9 protein-coding genes and 2 pseudogenes are annotated in these 15,677 nt (G+C 72.4%); 6 read left to right on the top strand and 5 right to left on the bottom strand.

Annotation, left to right across the window (positions count from 1 at the left end; translation table 11 throughout):
• The first annotated feature begins 60 nt into the window (after window positions 1-60).
• The 3 genes from WHN02_RS26530 (at window position 61) to WHN02_RS26520 (ending at window position 4,576) form a co-directional block, all read left to right on the top strand.
• On the top strand, window positions 61-2,679 hold the full coding sequence (locus WHN02_RS26530) for a valine--tRNA ligase (protein WP_434741352.1): 2,619 nt from the start codon (window positions 61-63) through the stop codon (window positions 2,677-2,679).
• 152 nt (window positions 2,680-2,831) lie between these two features.
• Window positions 2,832-4,103, top strand: coding sequence for a bifunctional folylpolyglutamate synthase/dihydrofolate synthase (locus WHN02_RS26525; protein ID WP_434744085.1), 1,272 nt, complete (start codon window positions 2,832-2,834; stop codon window positions 4,101-4,103).
• The gene (locus WHN02_RS26520; protein WP_434741351.1) at window positions 4,100-4,576 is read left to right on the top strand and encodes a DUF4233 domain-containing protein; all 477 of its coding nucleotides are present in this window, start codon (window positions 4,100-4,102) and stop codon (window positions 4,574-4,576) included. Before WHN02_RS26525 ends, WHN02_RS26520 begins: the two co-directional genes overlap by 4 nt.
• 12 nt (window positions 4,577-4,588) lie before the next feature.
• On the opposite strand, the pseudogene WHN02_RS26515 reads toward WHN02_RS26520, so the two are convergent.
• Window positions 4,589-5,206: pseudogene (locus WHN02_RS26515) on the bottom strand (VOC family protein); the annotation flags it as partial.
• 297 nt (window positions 5,207-5,503) lie between these two features.
• A pseudogene (locus WHN02_RS26510) lies at window positions 5,504-6,520 on the bottom strand (glyoxalase/bleomycin resistance/dioxygenase family protein); the annotation flags it as partial.
• Between the two features lie 142 nt (window positions 6,521-6,662).
• Here WHN02_RS26510 and ndk point away from each other — a divergent pair.
• Entirely contained in the window at window positions 6,663-7,088 is a 426-nt protein-coding gene (gene ndk, locus WHN02_RS26505) for a nucleoside-diphosphate kinase (protein WP_434741350.1), read from the top strand.
• A gap of 58 nt (window positions 7,089-7,146) precedes the next feature.
• Here ndk and WHN02_RS26500 read toward each other — a convergent pair whose 3' ends face one another.
• Window positions 7,147-7,533, bottom strand: coding sequence for a carboxymuconolactone decarboxylase family protein (locus WHN02_RS26500; protein ID WP_434741349.1), 387 nt, complete (start codon window positions 7,531-7,533; stop codon window positions 7,147-7,149).
• Window positions 7,534-7,941: 408 nt separating this feature from the next.
• Here WHN02_RS26500 and ileS point away from each other — a divergent pair, with 408 nt between their 5' ends.
• Together ileS and WHN02_RS26490 are read left to right on the top strand one after the other, a co-directional pair.
• Window positions 7,942-11,103, top strand: a complete 3,162-nt coding sequence (gene ileS / locus WHN02_RS26495; RefSeq protein ID WP_434741348.1) for an isoleucine--tRNA ligase — start codon at window positions 7,942-7,944, stop codon at window positions 11,101-11,103.
• A gap of 208 nt (window positions 11,104-11,311) precedes the next feature.
• Entirely contained in the window at window positions 11,312-12,007 is a 696-nt protein-coding gene (locus WHN02_RS26490; protein WP_434741347.1) for a lysophospholipid acyltransferase family protein, read from the top strand.
• Window positions 12,008-12,115: 108 nt separating this feature from the next.
• Here the strand turns inward: WHN02_RS26490 and WHN02_RS26485 are convergent, their stop codons facing one another.
• Window positions 12,116-13,591, bottom strand: a complete 1,476-nt coding sequence (locus WHN02_RS26485; RefSeq protein ID WP_434741346.1) for a cryptochrome/photolyase family protein — start codon at window positions 13,589-13,591, stop codon at window positions 12,116-12,118.
• A gap of 64 nt (window positions 13,592-13,655) precedes the next feature.
• A complete protein-coding gene (locus tag WHN02_RS26480) occupies window positions 13,656-15,569 on the bottom strand; it encodes a hypothetical protein (protein ID WP_434741345.1) in 1,914 nt (637 codons plus the stop codon).
• Between the last annotated feature and the right edge of the window lie 108 nt (window positions 15,570-15,677).

Below are 15,677 nucleotides of genomic sequence, written 5' to 3'. Positions count from 1 at the left end.
CGTACGCGAACCACCGGTGGTGCACGTCAGGTCCGCCGAAGCGCTCCGTAGACTTCGAGGGTGACCGAGAGACTGGATGCCCGACGCCCCGACGCCCCGACCCTTGCCGGCCAGTACCAGCCCGGCGAGGTAGAGCAGCGACGGTACGAGCAGTGGGTAGCCGCGGGCCACTTCCGGGCGGATCCCCGCAGCGACCGGCCCCCGTTCACGATCGTCATCCCCCCGCCGAACGTCACCGGCGTCCTGCACATGGGGCACGCCCTCGACCACACCGTCCAGGACGCGCTGATCCGGCGTAAGCGGATGCAGGGGTTCGAGGCGCTCTGGCTGCCCGGGATGGACCACGCCGGTATCGCCACCCAGAACGTCGTGGAGCGGCAGCTGGCCGGCGAGGGGCTGTCCCGGCACGACCTGGGGCGCGACGAGTTCGTCGAGCGGGTGTGGCGGTGGAAGGCCGAGTCCGGCGGGGCGATCCTCGGCCAGATGCGCCGGCTCGGCGACTCCGTCGACTGGGACCGCGAGCGCTTCACCATGGACGAGGGGCTGTCGCGGGCCGTACAGACGATCTTCAAGAAGCTGTACGACGACGGTCTCATCTACCGGGCGAACCGGATCATCAACTGGTGTCCACGGTGCCTGACGGCGCTGTCGGACATCGAGGTGGAGCACACCGACGACGACGGTGAGCTGGTCTCCATCAGGTACAGCGACGACGTTGTGGTGGCCACCACCCGGGCCGAGACGATGCTCGGTGACACGGCGGTGGCTGTGCACCCCGACGACGAGCGGTACCGGCACCTGACCGGCACCGAGGTCGAGCTGCCGCTCACCGGGCGGCGGATCCCGATCGTGGGTGACCCGCACGTCGACCCGTCCTTCGGCACCGGCATGGTCAAGGTGACCCCGGCACACGACCCGAACGACTTCGAGATCGGCCAGCGGCACGGCCTGCCCTCGTTGACGGTGATGGACGAGCGGGGCGTGATCACCGTGCCCGGTCCCTTCCAGGGGCTGGACCGTTACGAGGCCCGGCCGGCGATCGTCGCCGCCCTGCGGGAGCAGGGCCTGATCGTGGCCGAGAAGCGGCCGTACGTGCACGCGGTCGGGCACTGTTCGCGCTGCAAGACGACTGTCGAGCCCCGGCTGTCGTTGCAGTGGTTCGTCAACACCACCCCGCTGGCCCAGGCGGCGGGGGACGCGGTGCGCGACGGCCGGGTGAAGATCGAGCCGCCCGAGCTTGCCAAGCGGTACTTCGCCTGGGTGGACAACATGCACGACTGGTGCATCTCCCGCCAGCTCTGGTGGGGCCACCGGATCCCGGTCTGGTACGGCCCCGACGGTGAGGTCGTCTGCGTCGGTCCCGACGAGCAGCCGCCGACCGGCGAGGGCTGGCACCAGGACGAGGACGTCCTGGACACCTGGTTCTCCAGCGGGCTGTGGCCGTTCTCCACCCTCGGCTGGCCGGAGCAGACCCCCGACCTGGCGAAGTTCTACCCGACGAGCGTCCTGGTCACCGGGTACGACATCCTCTTCTTCTGGGTCGCCCGGATGATGATGTTCGGGCTGTACGCGATGGACGGCAAGCCGCCCTTCGAGGTGGTGGCCCTGCACGGCATGGTCCGTGACGAGTTCGGCAAGAAGATGTCGAAGTCCTTCGGCAACGTGGTGGACCCGCTGGACTGGATCGACCGCTTCGGCGCCGACGCCGTCCGGTTCACCCTGGCCCGGGGAGCCAACCCCGGCTCGGACGTCCCGGTCAGCGAGGACTGGTGCCAGGGCTCGCGCAACTTCTGCAACAAGCTCTGGAACGCCACCCGGTTCGCACTGATGAACGGTGCCCACACCGAGGGGCCGTTGCCGGCCGCCGAGCAGCTCTCCACCGTCGACAGGTGGATCCTGTCCCGACTCGCCCACGTCACCGCCGAGGTGGACGAGCAGTTCGAGGGGTACGAGTTCGCGAAGGTCTGCGACCTGCTCTACCACTTCGCCTGGGACGACGTCTGCGACTGGTACGTCGAGCTGACCAAACCGGTGCTCGCCGGTGGCGGCGCGGCGGCCGAGGCGACCCGACGGGTGCTCGGGCACGTCCTGGACCAGCTGCTGCGGCTGCTGCACCCGGTGATGCCGTTCGTCACCGAGGAGCTGTGGACCGCGCTGACCGGCGCGCAGACGGTGGTGACCGCCGCCTGGCCGACGGCCGACCGTACCCTCGTCGACGACCGTGCTGAGACCGAGGTCGGCACCGTCCAGCGGGTGGTGACCGAGATCCGGCGGTTCCGCTCCGACCAGGGGCTGCGCCCCACGCAGCGGGTCGCGGCGCGGCTGGACGGCCTGACCGGGGCGGGTATCGAGGCGCACGAGCCGTTGATCCGCTCCCTGGTCCGGCTGGACACCCCCGGGGACGACTTCCAGGCCAGCGCCACCCTGGCCATGCCCGGCGAGGTCAGTGTCGCCCTGGACACCCGGGGCTCCATCGACGTGGCCGCCGAGCGGGCCCGGCTGACCAAGGACCGTGTCGCCGCCGAGAAGGAGGTGACGCAGGCCCGGGGGAAGCTGGGCAACCCGGCGTTCGTGGGGAAGGCCCCGGAGCACGTGGTCGACAAGATCCGGACCCGGCTCGCCGCCGCCGAATCCGACCTGGTCCGCATCGACGCCGCACTGGAGGCGCTGCCGTCGTGACCGAGCGCACCGAACGCACCGATCAGCCCGCCGACCCGTCGGGTCGGGAGGGCTCCGCCCGTCGTGCCGCCCGGACTGACCGGGCGGCGCGGGCCGGGAACCCCGAATTCGCCGCCGTCGAGGCCGAACTGGCCGGGCGGGGATTCACCCGGATGGTCTTCGAGCTGGACCGGATCGAGAGCCTGCTGGACCTGCTCGGCAGCCCACAGCGGGCGTACCCGTCGATCCACCTGACGGGGACGAACGGCAAGACGTCGACCGCCCGGATGATCGACTCCCTGTTGCGCGCCTTCGGCCTGCACACCGGCCGGTACACCAGCCCTCATCTGGAGACCGTCCGGGAACGGATCAGCCTCGACGGTGAGCCCGTCGACGAGGAGCGGTTCACCGCCACCTACCGGGAGGTCGCCCCGCTGGCCGGGCTGGTGGACGAGCGCTCCGCCGAGCCGCTCACCTACTTCGACATGACCACGGCGCTGGCCTTCGCGACCTTCGCCGACGCTCCGGTCGACATCGCGGTGGTCGAGGTGGGGCTCGGTGGGGCCGAGGACGCCACGAACGTCCTCCAGGCCGGGGTCTGCGTGCTGACCCCGATCGGGCTGGACCACACCGAGTGGCTTGGTGACACGATCCAGGACATCGCGCTGGCCAAGGCGGGGATCATCCATCCCGGGGCGACAGTGGTCTGCGCGGCACAGGACGAGGAGGCCGCCCGACCGGTCCTGGAACGCTGCGCCGAGGTGGGCGCGACGATCGCCCGGGAGGGCGCCGAGTTCGGCGTGCTGCGCCGGTCGGTGGCGGTCGGCGGTCAGGTGCTCACCCTCCAGGGCCTCGGCGGGGTGTACGAGGAGATCTTCGTACCGCTGCACGGGGCCCACCAGGCCCAGAACGCGGCCGTGGCGCTGGCGGCGGTCGAGGCGTTCCTCGGTGCCGGGACGAAGCGACAACTGGACGTGGAGACCGTCCGGGAGGGCTTCGCCACGGCCAGCTCCCCAGGGCGGCTGGAGAAGGTCCGGACCGCGCCGACGGTCCTGCTCGACGGTGCCCACAACCCGCAGGGGATGGCCGCCACTGTCACCGCCATCCAGGAGGAGTTCGCGTTCAGCAAGCTGGTCGGGGTGCTCGGTGTCCTCGCCGACAAGGACGCCTCCAGCCTGCTGGAACTTCTGGAGCCGGTGCTCGACCAGGTGGTCGTCACCGGCAACAGCTCGCCCCGGGCGATGCCCGCCGCGCAGCTCGGTGCCCTGGCCGTCGAGATCTTCGGCCCGGACCGGGTGGAGATCGCCGAGGAGATGCCGGACGCGATCGAGGCGGCGGTGGCCGCCGCCGAGTCCGACGTGCCGGGTGAACTCAGCGGAGTGGGTGTGTTGATCACCGGGTCGGTGGTGACAGTGGCCGACGCCCGCCGGCTGCTCAAGCGATGACCGCCCCGGATCAGCCGGACTCGCGACAGCCCGACCCCGGGGAGCCCGATCCGGGGCAGCCGGGGCCAGGGCAGCCCGGTCCGGGGGAGCCTGCCCCGGGGGAGCGTCGGTCGGGGCTGCGCAACCCGGAGGGGGCGGTACGGGGACTCGGGGCCGCCACCCTCGGCCTGGAGGCATTCGTCCTGCTGCTGGGCATCCAGCCGATCCGGGTGCTCGGCGGGGAACTCAGCGGAGCCACCATCGGTCTGATCATCGGGATCGCCGTGGTGGCGGTGGTGCTCGCCGGCCTGATGCGCCGGGCGTGGGCCTGGCACGCCGGCACGGTGTTGCAGGGCGTACTGATCCTGGGCGGGTTCCTGCACTGGTCACTGTTCGTGCTCGGGGTCATCTTCGCCCTGGTGTGGGCGTACGCCCTGCACGTCCGGCGGGTGATCCTCGGTCCCGGGGGCGGGTCGGCCGCCCCCGGGGTGTGAAGGGTCGGCCGGTCAGGCGCCGGTGAGGGTCCGCCACTGGGTCAGGGCGATGCCGTGCCCGTCGGGGTCACGGAACGCCGCAGCCCACACCTCCAGCTTGGTGCCCCGGTTGACCACCCGAGGGGCGTAGGTGAACCGGAGCCCGGTGTCCCGCAGCCGCTCGTAGGCCGCCTGGATGTCGTTGACCTCGAGGTTGACGTGGACCAGCCGACGGCTGATCGGGGCCGCCTCGGTGACCTCCCGTAGCACCAGCCGGGTGGTCCCGGAGGCCAGCACGGCGTTTCCGGATCCCCGGTCCACCTCGGTGAAGCCCAGCACGTCCCGGTAGAACTCCAGGGACCGGCCCAGGTCGGTGACCAGCACGGTGATCCCGACTCCGGCGATCGGAGCACCGGTGTCGAGGTCGGGGGAGTCGGCCCTGGGGTCCTCCGGGGCGTACCCGAAGATCGCCGCGTCGAGGTGGTCGGCACCGACGTCGGAGTCGGTGTCCGGGTGTTCCCGGCCGGGGGCGGGGTCGTCCAGCGCCAGGTCGATCGGGTCGAAGTCCGGGTCGTCGGCACCGGTCGTCGGTGCATGCCGGGCAGCGGTGGACGGCTCGGTGGCATGGGGCGGCGGCGCGGTCCGGGCAGCGGTGGGCGACTCGTCGGTGCGTTGCCCCGGTGCCGGGGCGGTCGGCGGGACGATGGTGTCGATCGGCACGGTGGGGTCGTTCGAGCCGACCGTGGGGTCCTGGGAGTCAGCGGTGGGGTCGGCCGAGGTGGGGGTGTCGGTCCGTTTCGGGGTGCCGACCTCGGACTCCGCCGACCTGGCAGGGCCGTCACTCGACGGCGAGGGCTCCGACCGGACCGCGACCGGGGTCGTCTCGGGTCCCGGTGCGTCGACCGGCGGGGTCGGCTCGTCCGGGCGGGAGGGCGGGGCGGCGTCGACCGGCCGGCCGGGCTCCTCCGGCGGGGTCGGCTCGTCCGGGCGCCGGTCCGGAACGGTGTCGGTCGGCGGGGTCGGCTCGTCCGGGCGCGGGTCGGGGACGGTGTCGGCAGGCTGCTCCGAGCGGGGGCGGGGGGAGAGATCCGTCGGGTCGAGGTACGCGTCGTCGAGACCGGCGGCGGCGGTCGTCGTGGTCCGCTCCCCGGCCGGTGGGTCGAGGGCGGCGTCCGGGGCGACCGGGTCCTCCGACGGAGTACGGGGGTTGGGCGTGGCCCGACGGGGCAGGGTGGGGTCGCTCGGCTGCTCGACCAGGGTGCCCTCGACCACCTTCGGGCCGCCGGGCCGCTGGTGGACCACCACGGTCCTGCGCCGCTCGGAGTGCTCGCCCGGGTCGTCAAGGATCGGGTCGACGGCCGGTTGGTCACCGAACCCGTCGTGGTAGGCGTCCCGGAAGTCGGTGCCGAACTCGTCCCGGAAGTCGTCGTCGGTCCGCCCGGCCCACGGGGGCGCCTCCTGCTGGATCAGCATCTCGTCGACCGGCTCGGCGGCGACGACGGCGAACTCCGGTGGCAGGTCGGCGGCGGCGGCCTCGGTGTGGGTCGCCACCTCGTCCCAGAGCACCCGGACGTGCCGGTGGTCGTCGAGGGCCACCCGGATCGGCAGGGCCTGCCCGACAGTGGGCCACTTGGACACCGGAACCCGCGGTTCGACGATCTTCTTCGACCGGGGCGGCATGCCCGGAGCGTCGATCATCAGTTGCAGCTCGCACCGGCCGAACGCGTACTGGGTGGGTGGTTCGGAGGTGCTGTGCACGTGTCCGATCCCGACCACCCAGGTACGGCCACCTCCACGGACTGTGGCCAACGCGATGGCCAGCGCCAGGATGGCGACACCGAGGGCCACGATGGCCCAGCTCGTCATGCCCAGGCCGAACACGACAACGAAGGCCGCCACCGTACCGAGCACGGCGGCGATCAGCCTGCGCACCGGCGCGATGGGTCGGTTTCCGCCAGTCGCCACAGTGGACCTCCCAGGGGTCGGGACCAGGCTAGGCCGCATCGCCGACGGAGCGGAAGAGCAGCCGCCGCTTCGGTGACCGGACCGGGTCGCTACGCTGACCGTACCCAGCCGAGCCGCCTTCCGCGTACAGGAGGAACCCAGCGTGTCCACCAGCAGCTCCGACGAGCGCACGCTCGTCCTGATCAAGCCCGACGCCGTCAGTCGGGGTCTGGTCGGCGAGATCGTCTCCCGCTTCGAGCGCAAGGGGCTGCGGATCGACGCCATGCAGACGCGGACCCTGGACGGGGACTTCGCCGACCAGCACTACGCCGAGCACGTCGACAAGCCGTTCTACCCGCCGCTGAAGGCGTTCATGACCTCCGGGCCGCTGGTCGCCCTGGTGCTCTCCGGTGACCAGGTGATCGACGTGGTGCGGACCATGATCGGGGTCACCGACGGGCGCAAGGCCGCCGCCGGCACCATCCGGGGTGACCTGTCCCTGTCCAACCGGGAGAACCTGGTGCACGCCTCGGACTCCCCGGACAGCTCCAAGCGCGAGATCGCGCTCTGGTTCCCCGAGCTGGGCTGACCGCCGGGGTTCCCGGGGACGGTCGACGCCCCCCGGCCGATGGCCGGCCCCGGTCGGCTCACCCGTGCGCTCTCGTCCGGAGCCGTCCCGCCGCCGCCTGGCGGTTCCGGGCGTCGACGGTGGCGATGGCGATGGTCAGTTCGGCCAGTTCCCGCTCCGACCAGACCCGCGCTGCGGCGTCCCAGACGTGGTCGGGTACGCCGCCCTCCCCGAGTCGGGTGAGCGCGTCGGTGAGGGCGAGGGCGGTGCGCTTCCGCTCGTCGACGTCCGGTGCGGGGTCGTCCTGCGGGGGTGGTACGGCGTCGGTGTCGTCGTGGAGCAGGCGGACGCGTCGCTCCACCAGCTCCAGCACCGCCGGGTCGACGGTCCTGCGGGCGAGGTGCGCCAATCCGCACACCGCCTCGTACGCCTCGGGCGTCACCGCCGCCGGGTCGATCCGGCCCATCGTGTCCTCCCGTCCTGGATGTCACTTCACAAGACGTGCGGCGGGCCCGGTTTGCAGCAACCGAGGCGTGTGAGTCCGCCCACTCGTCGGGCCGCGCCCGTGTGGTGGCCCCGACCGGTCGGCCCCCGGTTACTCGCAGGCGCGCACCGGAAGGCGACGGGTATCGTGGTGGTACACGGCGACGATCCGGCATCACCGGGGAGCCTCCGGAAGAACGGCTGGGTGACCGGCTCAGTAGACCCGGACGGGTGCGGCCCGTCACAGCCGACAATCGAGCGGGCGGTCGATCTCGACCGTCAAGCGGGGTGGTACCGCGGGCCCGACCCGGGGCGCCGGATTCGGCGTACCGGAGGGGGCTCGTCCTCGCAGACCACACGACAGTGAGCTGCGCGAGGAGAGCGACCCCCGATGGCCTATCCGTTGCACGACCCGACCGCCGCCGGTGTCCCGGCGAGCCCTGACCTGCCCGCGGTCGAGCGCGGGGTGCTGGAGCACTGGACGGCCGACAAGACCTTCGAGGCCTCCGTCGCGGCCCGGCCTGCCTCCGGATCGGCCGACGACGGCGGCGCCGACAACGAGTACGTCTTCTACGACGGGCCGCCGTTCGCCAACGGCCTGCCGCACTACGGGCACCTGTTCACCGGCTACGTCAAGGACGTCGTCCCCCGCTACCAGACGATGCGGGGTCGGCGGGTGGAGCGGCGTTTCGGCTGGGACTGTCACGGACTGCCCGCCGAGGTGGTCGCCGAGAAGCAGCTCGGCATCACCTCCAAGGCCGAGATCCTCGACCTCGGGGTGGCCCGGTTCAACGAGGCGTGCCGGACCTCGGTGCTGGAGTTCACCCACGACTGGGAGCGGTACGTCACCCGGCAGGCACGGTGGGTCGACTTCGCCGACGACTACAAGACCCTCGACCTGGACTACATGGAGAGCGTCATGTGGGCCTTCCGGACCCTGTACGACAAGGGTCTGGTCTACGAGGGCTTCCGGGTGCTGGCGTACTGCTGGCGGTGTGAGACGCCGCTGTCGAACACCGAGACCCGGATGGACGACGTCTACCGTGACCGGCACGACCCGACGTTGACCCTGTGGTTCGGGCTGACCGCCGACGAGTCCGCCCCCGAGGCGGTGCGCGGCCCGGTCAACCTGGGCGTCTGGACCACCACCCCGTGGACCCTCCCGTCGAACCTGGCGCTCGCCGTCGGCCCGGACATCGAGTACGCGGTCCTGGAACGGGACGGGACCCGGTACGTGGTGGGCGCGGGCCGGGTCGGCGCGTACGCCAAGGAGTTGGAGGGGTATACCCAGGTCGGCACGGTGTACGGCCGGGACCTGGTCGGACGCCGCTACACCCCGCTGTACGACTTCCTCGTCGAGCAGGGCGGGGAGAACGCGTACCAGGTCCTCGGCGCGGACTTCGTCACCACCGAGGACGGCACCGGGATCGTCCACCTGGCCCCGGCCTTCGGCGAGGACGACCAGAACGTCTGCAACGCGGCCGGGATCCCGACGGTGGTCACCGTCGACGACCACACCCGCTTCACCTCGCTGGTCCCGCCGTTCGAGGGCGAGCAGGTCTTCGACGTCAACAAGTCGGTGATCAGGCAGCTCAAGGAGCGGGGGGTGGTGTTGAAGCAGGACACCTACACCCACGCGTACCCGCACTGCTGGCGGTGCGACACCCCGCTGGTCTACAAGGCGGTCTCCTCCTGGTTCGTCGCGGTGACCCGGTTCAAGGACCGGATGGTCGAGCTGAACCAGGAGATCAACTGGACGCCGGGGCACATCAAGGACGGCTCGTTCGGCAAGTGGCTGGCCAACGCCCGGGACTGGTCGATCAGCCGGAACCGGTTCTGGGGGTCGCCGATCCCGGTGTGGCGCTCCGACGACCCGGCCTACCCCCGGATCGACGTGTACGGCTCGCTCGCCGAGATCGAGCGGGACTTCGGCGTACGCCTGACCGACCTGCACCGGCCGGCGGTGGACGAGCTGACCCGGCCCAACCCGGACGACCCGACCGGGCGTTCGACGATGCGTCGGGTCCCCGAGGTGCTGGACTGCTGGTTCGAGTCCGGGTCGATGCCCTTCGCCCAGGTGCACTACCCGTTCGAGAACCGCGACTGGTTCGAGCACCACTACCCGGGTGACTTCATCGTCGAGTACATCGGGCAGACCCGCGGCTGGTTCTACACGATGCACGTGCTGGCCACCGCCCTGTTCGACAGGCCGGCGTTCCGCAACTGCCTCAGCCACGGCATCCTGCTCGGCTCGGACGGCCGCAAGATGTCCAAGAGCCTGCGCAACTACCCGGACGTCTACCACGTCTTCGACTCGTACGGCTCCGACGCGATGCGGTGGATGCTGATGTCCTCGCCGGTGCTGCGGGGCGGGGACATGGCGGTCACCGAGGCGGGCATCCGGGACGCCGTCCGGCAGGTCCTGCTGCCGCTGTGGAACGTCTGGTACTTCTTCACCCTCTACGCCAACGCCGACGGGCACACCGCGCGGCGGCGGGTGGACAGCACGCACCTGCTCGACAGGTACGTCCTGGCCAAGACGAGGGAACTGGTGGCCACCGTCGGCGCGCAGATGGACGCGTACGACATCTCCGGGGCGTGCGCGACCGTCCGGTCCTACCTGGACGCGCTGACCAACTGGTACGTCCGGCGGTCCCGGGACCGGTTCTGGGGCGGCGACGCGGACGCCTTCGACACCCTCGCCACGGTGTTGGAGACGTTCTGCCAAGTGGTGGCGCCGCTGGCGCCGCTGACCACCGAGGAGATCTGGCGTGGGCTGACCGGTGGGCGGTCGGTGCACCTGACCGACTGGCCGTCGGCCGAGGAGTTCCCCGCCGACCCCGACCTGGTGGCCGCGATGGACGCCACCCGGGAGGTCTGCTCGGCGGCGCTGTCCCTGCGTAAGGCCCAGGGTCTGCGGGTCCGGCTGCCGCTGGCGACGTTGACAGTGGCCTCGCCCCGGGCGGCGCAGCTGCGGCCCTTCGCCGACCTCGTCGCCGACGAGGTCAACGTGAAGGAGGTCGTCTTCTCCGAGGACCTGTCGGACTACTGCCGGCAGGTCCTGACGGTGGTGCCCCGGGCGCTCGGTCCCCGCGTCGGCAAGCAGGTGCAGCAGGTGATCAAGGCGGTGAAGGCGGGGGACTGGGAGCTGGTCGACGGCGCCCCGGTCGCCGCCGGGATCACCCTCGCCGAGGGCGAGTACGAACTGCGCCTGGTCGCCTCGGACGCCGAGCAGTCCGCCCCGCTGCCCGCCGGTGAGGGAGTGGTGGTGCTCGACACCTCGGTCACCCCGGAGTTGGCCGCCGAGGGGCTGGCCCGGGACGTGGTCCGGGTGGTCCAGCAGGCCCGCCGCGACGCCGACCTCGACGTCTCGGACCGGATCGTGTTGACGTTGTCCGCGTCGGATCAGGTGCGGGCGGCGGTGTCGACGTACACCGAGGTGGTCGCCCGGGAGGTGCTCGCCGACCGCATCGAATTCGCCGAGGAGGTCGCCGGGTTCACCGGTGAGGTCGGCGACGGCGAGTCGGTGACCGCCGCCGTCAGTCGGGTCTGACCCGTCGCCGCCCGGTCCCCTGCCGTCGCGTCCGCCGTCGGCAGGGGACCGGGCGCGCGCCCGACGGGAGCGGCTCCCACCGCGCGGTCACCGGGCCGTCGCGGATCGCCGCCGCGGTGACCCGATCGGTGTCGCTCGACGGCGTCGGCTAACGTGACAGCGCCCGGCCAACCACACCGCCCGTTGGGTACGACAGTCCGGAGGACCAGTGCCGCTGCTCTACACGATCGGCAAGCTCACCGTGGCCCCCGTGCTGCGGATGGTCTTCCGTCCCACCGTGCAGGGGCTGGAGAACGTGCCGAGGTCCGGGGGGCTCATCTTCGCCAGCAACCACCTGTCGGTGGCCGACGAGATCTTCCTCGGCACCGTGGTTCCCCGGCACCTGGCCTTCTGGGCGAAGTCGGAGTATTTCAAGGGCAAGGGCCTCAAGGGCACCTTCCACAAGCACTTCCTGACCGGGCTCGGTGCGATCCCGGTCGAGCGGGGCGGCGGACGGGCGGCGTTGTCGGCGTTCGACGCGGCCGTCCCGGCGCTACGCGCCGGCGAGCAGGTGGCCATCTATCCGGAGGGGACCCGGTCGCCGGACGGTCGGCTCTACCGGGGACGGACGGGCGCGGCCCGGCTGGCCCTGGCCGCCGGGGTGCCGATCGTCCCGGTCGGAGTGAGCGGCACCGACAAGGCCCAGCCGATCGGCGCCCGGATGCCCCGGCCGGGCACCGGCCCGATCGTCCTGCGGTTCGGCAAGCCGCTGGACTTCACCGGCCGGTCCGACGACCGGAGTTCGCTGCGGGCGATGACCGACGAGCTGATGAGCGAGATCCAGAAGCTCACCGGCCAGGAGTACGTGCCGAGGTACGCCCCCCCGAAGCGGGACGAGCCCGCCACCGGCGCCACCCCTGTCTGACCCACCCGCCGGGGTGCCACCGGCTCCCGCCCGCATCCCGGCGTCCCGCCCGTTGTCGGGCCCCCGTCTACTCCCCGGCTCCCGCCCGCATCCCGGCGGGCGGCGGGTTCACGGCGGGTCGATGCCGCGCTGCCGTTCCTGGGCGGCCACGGCGTCCACGTCGGCGAGCTGAGCGAGCTGCTTCAACGGCCGGGCCATCCGGGGGTTGTCCCGGATCCGGTCCTTGTTGCGGTGCAGGAAGGACCAGTATCCGGCGGTGAGGGGACACGCGTTCTCGCCGAGACGTACCTTCGGGTCGTACGGGCAGCCGCCGCAGTAGTCGCTCACCCGGTCGACGTACGCCCCCGTCGACGCGTACGGCTTCGTGGACATCCGGCCCAGGTCGGCGAACTGGCTCATGCCGGCGACGTTGGCGGTCATCACCCACTCGTACCCGTCGACGAAGCTGCGGTGGAACCAGTCCACCAGTTCGTCCGGCCGCCAACCCCGTTGCAGGGCGTAGTTGCCGAGCACCATCAGCCGGGGGATGTGGTGCACCCACCCACGACTCCGGACGCCGTCGAGGGCGTCGGAGAGGCAGTGGGCGCGTACCGCGTCGGCGTCGATCTCCTGCCACCACCGCGGGACGGTACGGCGGGCGGCCAGGGCGTTACTGTCGCGCCATCCGGCGTCGAAGTACCAGTACAGGTTCCACACGAAGTCCCGCCAGCCGAGGAGCTGCCGGACGAACCCCTCCACGCTGGGCAGCGGGGCACCGTCGGCCCGGTACGCCTTCTCCGCGCCCCGGATCGCCTCCATCGGGTCGAGCAGCCCCAGGTTGAACGACGACGAGAGCACGCTGTGCGCCATCGACGCGTCGGTGGAGAGCATCGCGTCCTCGTACGGGCCGAACGCCGACAACCGGTGCCGGAGGAAGTGCCGCAGCCGGGTCTGGGCCTCCCGACGGGTCACCGGGAACCGGCGGGGGCCGTCCCGGCCGACGAACCGGATCCCCTCCCGCTCCCACCGGTCCAGGTCGGCCCGGACCTCGGCGTCGATGTCGTCCTCCCGGGGCGTCGGCGGGTTCGGCACCGACACCCGTCCGGCCTGCTTCGGCGCGGGCCGCCGGTTCTGCTGGTCCAGACTCCACCGGCCGCCGACCGGGTCCGCCCCCTCGACCAGGACCTGGTGTCGGAGCCGGGCGAAGCGGTAGAAGGTGTCCAGCCGCAGGGAGCTCCGCCGGGTGCCGTCGGCCCAGTCGGCGAAGTCGGTCATCGCGGTGACGAACCCCCGGGCGGGCAGGATCGTCACCCGACCCTGCCGCCGGACGAAGTCCAGCGCCCGCCGGGACGTCGGGTGGCACACGTCGAGCGGCTCGGAGACCTGGCGGAGCCCGTCGGCGTACGTCTCGGTGCGCAGGTAGCGGGCCTGGTCGCCGAGTTCGGCAGCCCGGTGCCGCATCGCGGAGAGCACGAGGTGCGCCTTCTGCCTGTGGAAGGCCCGCCGACGGAAGACCGATTTCGACTCGATCAGGAGTACGGGTTGACGCCTGTCGTCGAGGAAGTGTGGCCCCAACTGATCAGCGAATAGCCAACGCCGTGACATGCCCTGATTGTGGCTCAGGTGGAAGATCCGCGCTTGGTGACGTGAGGGGGTCGCCGCCCGGTTCTCACGTCCGGTCCACTGTGATGATCCGACTGCGGAGCGTACCGAGCAGGGAGGCGCTGTCGGGCAGCGAGAGTCGGGTGAAGACGCCCGTGATCAGGCTGCCGTGGTCCACCGAGGTGCAGACCACCACTGAGGTCTCCCCGGCCCGACCGGTGCCACACCGCACGTGCCGTCCCCGGATCGCCGAGTCCACCGGTGTCACGTCGGTCAACGCGTACCGCTCGGTGAGCCGTTGGAGTTCCCCTTCGGCGTCACTCTCCGGGGTCGGCCGGAAGCCGGTGCCCCCGATCACCGTCACCTGCTTGCCGGCCTGGTCGGTGTACCGGCCGCTGAAGGTGTCCTCGGTCAGCCAGTTGGCCCTGCTGATCTCGGCCTCCATCTCGCGCACCGAGTCGTCGGCGTCGCGCAGCCGCAGGTCGGCGACCTCGGCGGGCAGGTTGGCGTTGGCAGGGTACTGGTCCCAGGCGGGCTTGCCGAAGTAGAGCGGGCAGCCGCAGCAGCAGGCCACCGTCAGCAGGAACGTCGTCAGCATCCGCAGCGGCCACCGGCGTCGTCGGCGGCGCGGGGGAGGAGCGGGCGGGCCGGGTGGCCGGTGGTCGCCCCCGGGGTGCCTCGGTGGCGGTGGCGGGGGCGGTGGCGACACCGGACGCGGTGCGGGCGACACCGGCGGGGGTACGGAGACCGGCCGGGCGGCCGGCGGCGGGGACGACACCGGATGCACCGGGGCGGACCCCGTACGCGGTCGCGGCACCGCAGGGCCGCTCTGCGCCGGCGGGTAGGGCCAGGGCTCGGCGGGCCGGTACGGGTACTGCGGTTCGTCGGCCGCCCTCGTCGACGGGTGCCGGTCGGACCCGGTCGACGGGTACGGGTACGCCTCGGCACCGGTGTGCCGGTACGCCTCCGGCGGGGTGCGTGGGTAACCCTCCGGTGGGGTGCGCGGGTACGCCTCCGGCGGGGTGTGCGGCGGTGGGGACGGCGGCTCGGACCAGGACTGTTCCGGCGTCGCCGGGCGCTGCGGACCCGGATCCTGAGCGGCGGGGAAGTGGGTGGTCGGGGGCAGGGCGGGGTACCCGGTCGACGGCAACTGCCAGCCGCTGGTGTCCGCACCCGCCCACGGGTCCACCGGGGTCAGCTCCTCCACCGGGGTCTGCTCGGGCGGCGGGGCCTGCGGGCGCGGCGGGGTCGGGGGCGCAGGCGGCGGGGTCGGCCTGACGGACTCCCAGAACCGGCGTCGCGGGGTCGGCGGGGGGACGGCGGCGGAGCCGCTCACCCGGCCGCCGTGCAGTTCCTCGGGCGGCCCGTCCCACATCCGGGTCCGCGGCATCCCCGGGTCCTCGGTGGCACCGGCGTCGGGCGTCCCGGTCACGACGGTCCGGTCGGGTCCGGCACCGGACGTGCCGTCTGGAACGTTCCGGCCCGTTCCGGCATCGGAGGCGCCGGTTGGGGTGTTCTGGCCTGGTCCGACGCCTGATGGGCCGGTCGGGGGGGTCTGGTCCGGTCCGGCGTCGGCCACGCCGCCGTCGGTGGCGGGTGGTCCGGCCGGAGCGTCGACCTGCCGGGTCGCCTCGGGACCGACGTCCACCCGGGTCGCGTCGGCGACCGGCTCGGGACCGTCGGTCGGCGTTCGCGGCTCGGGACCTCCGTCGGGAGGCTCGGGCAGGTCGTCGGACGGCGTGGGCGGCTGGTCGGTGCGGTGCGCCGGACCGGCAGGCGGGACGTTCTCCTGCCCGGACGGGGTGGGGTGGGCGTCCACCGTCGGCAGTTCCCGGGTGCCCTGCGGCCCGGTACGGGAACCGTCGGTCGGTGGTACGGGGGTCGGCGGCGGACCGTCGGCGGCCGCAGGATCGCGGCCCGGACCCGTCACCGGGGTGGCCCCCTCCGCCGGCCGGTCGGATTCCGGCTGCGGCTGCGGCATCGCGGCAATCTCCTCTCGCGCCGGTTGCGAGGTTAGTACCGGCGTGCCAGAGCCACGAACCCGCCCGTCCGCCCGCCGGGCCGTACCCCTGCCGTCCAGGGCAACTGC

Origin of the sequence: Micromonospora sp. SH-82 (assembly GCF_051132485.1) — a bacterium.
GTDB lineage: Bacteria > Actinomycetota > Actinomycetes > Mycobacteriales > Micromonosporaceae > Micromonospora.
This window is presented reverse-complemented; position numbering and strand designations above follow the sequence as displayed.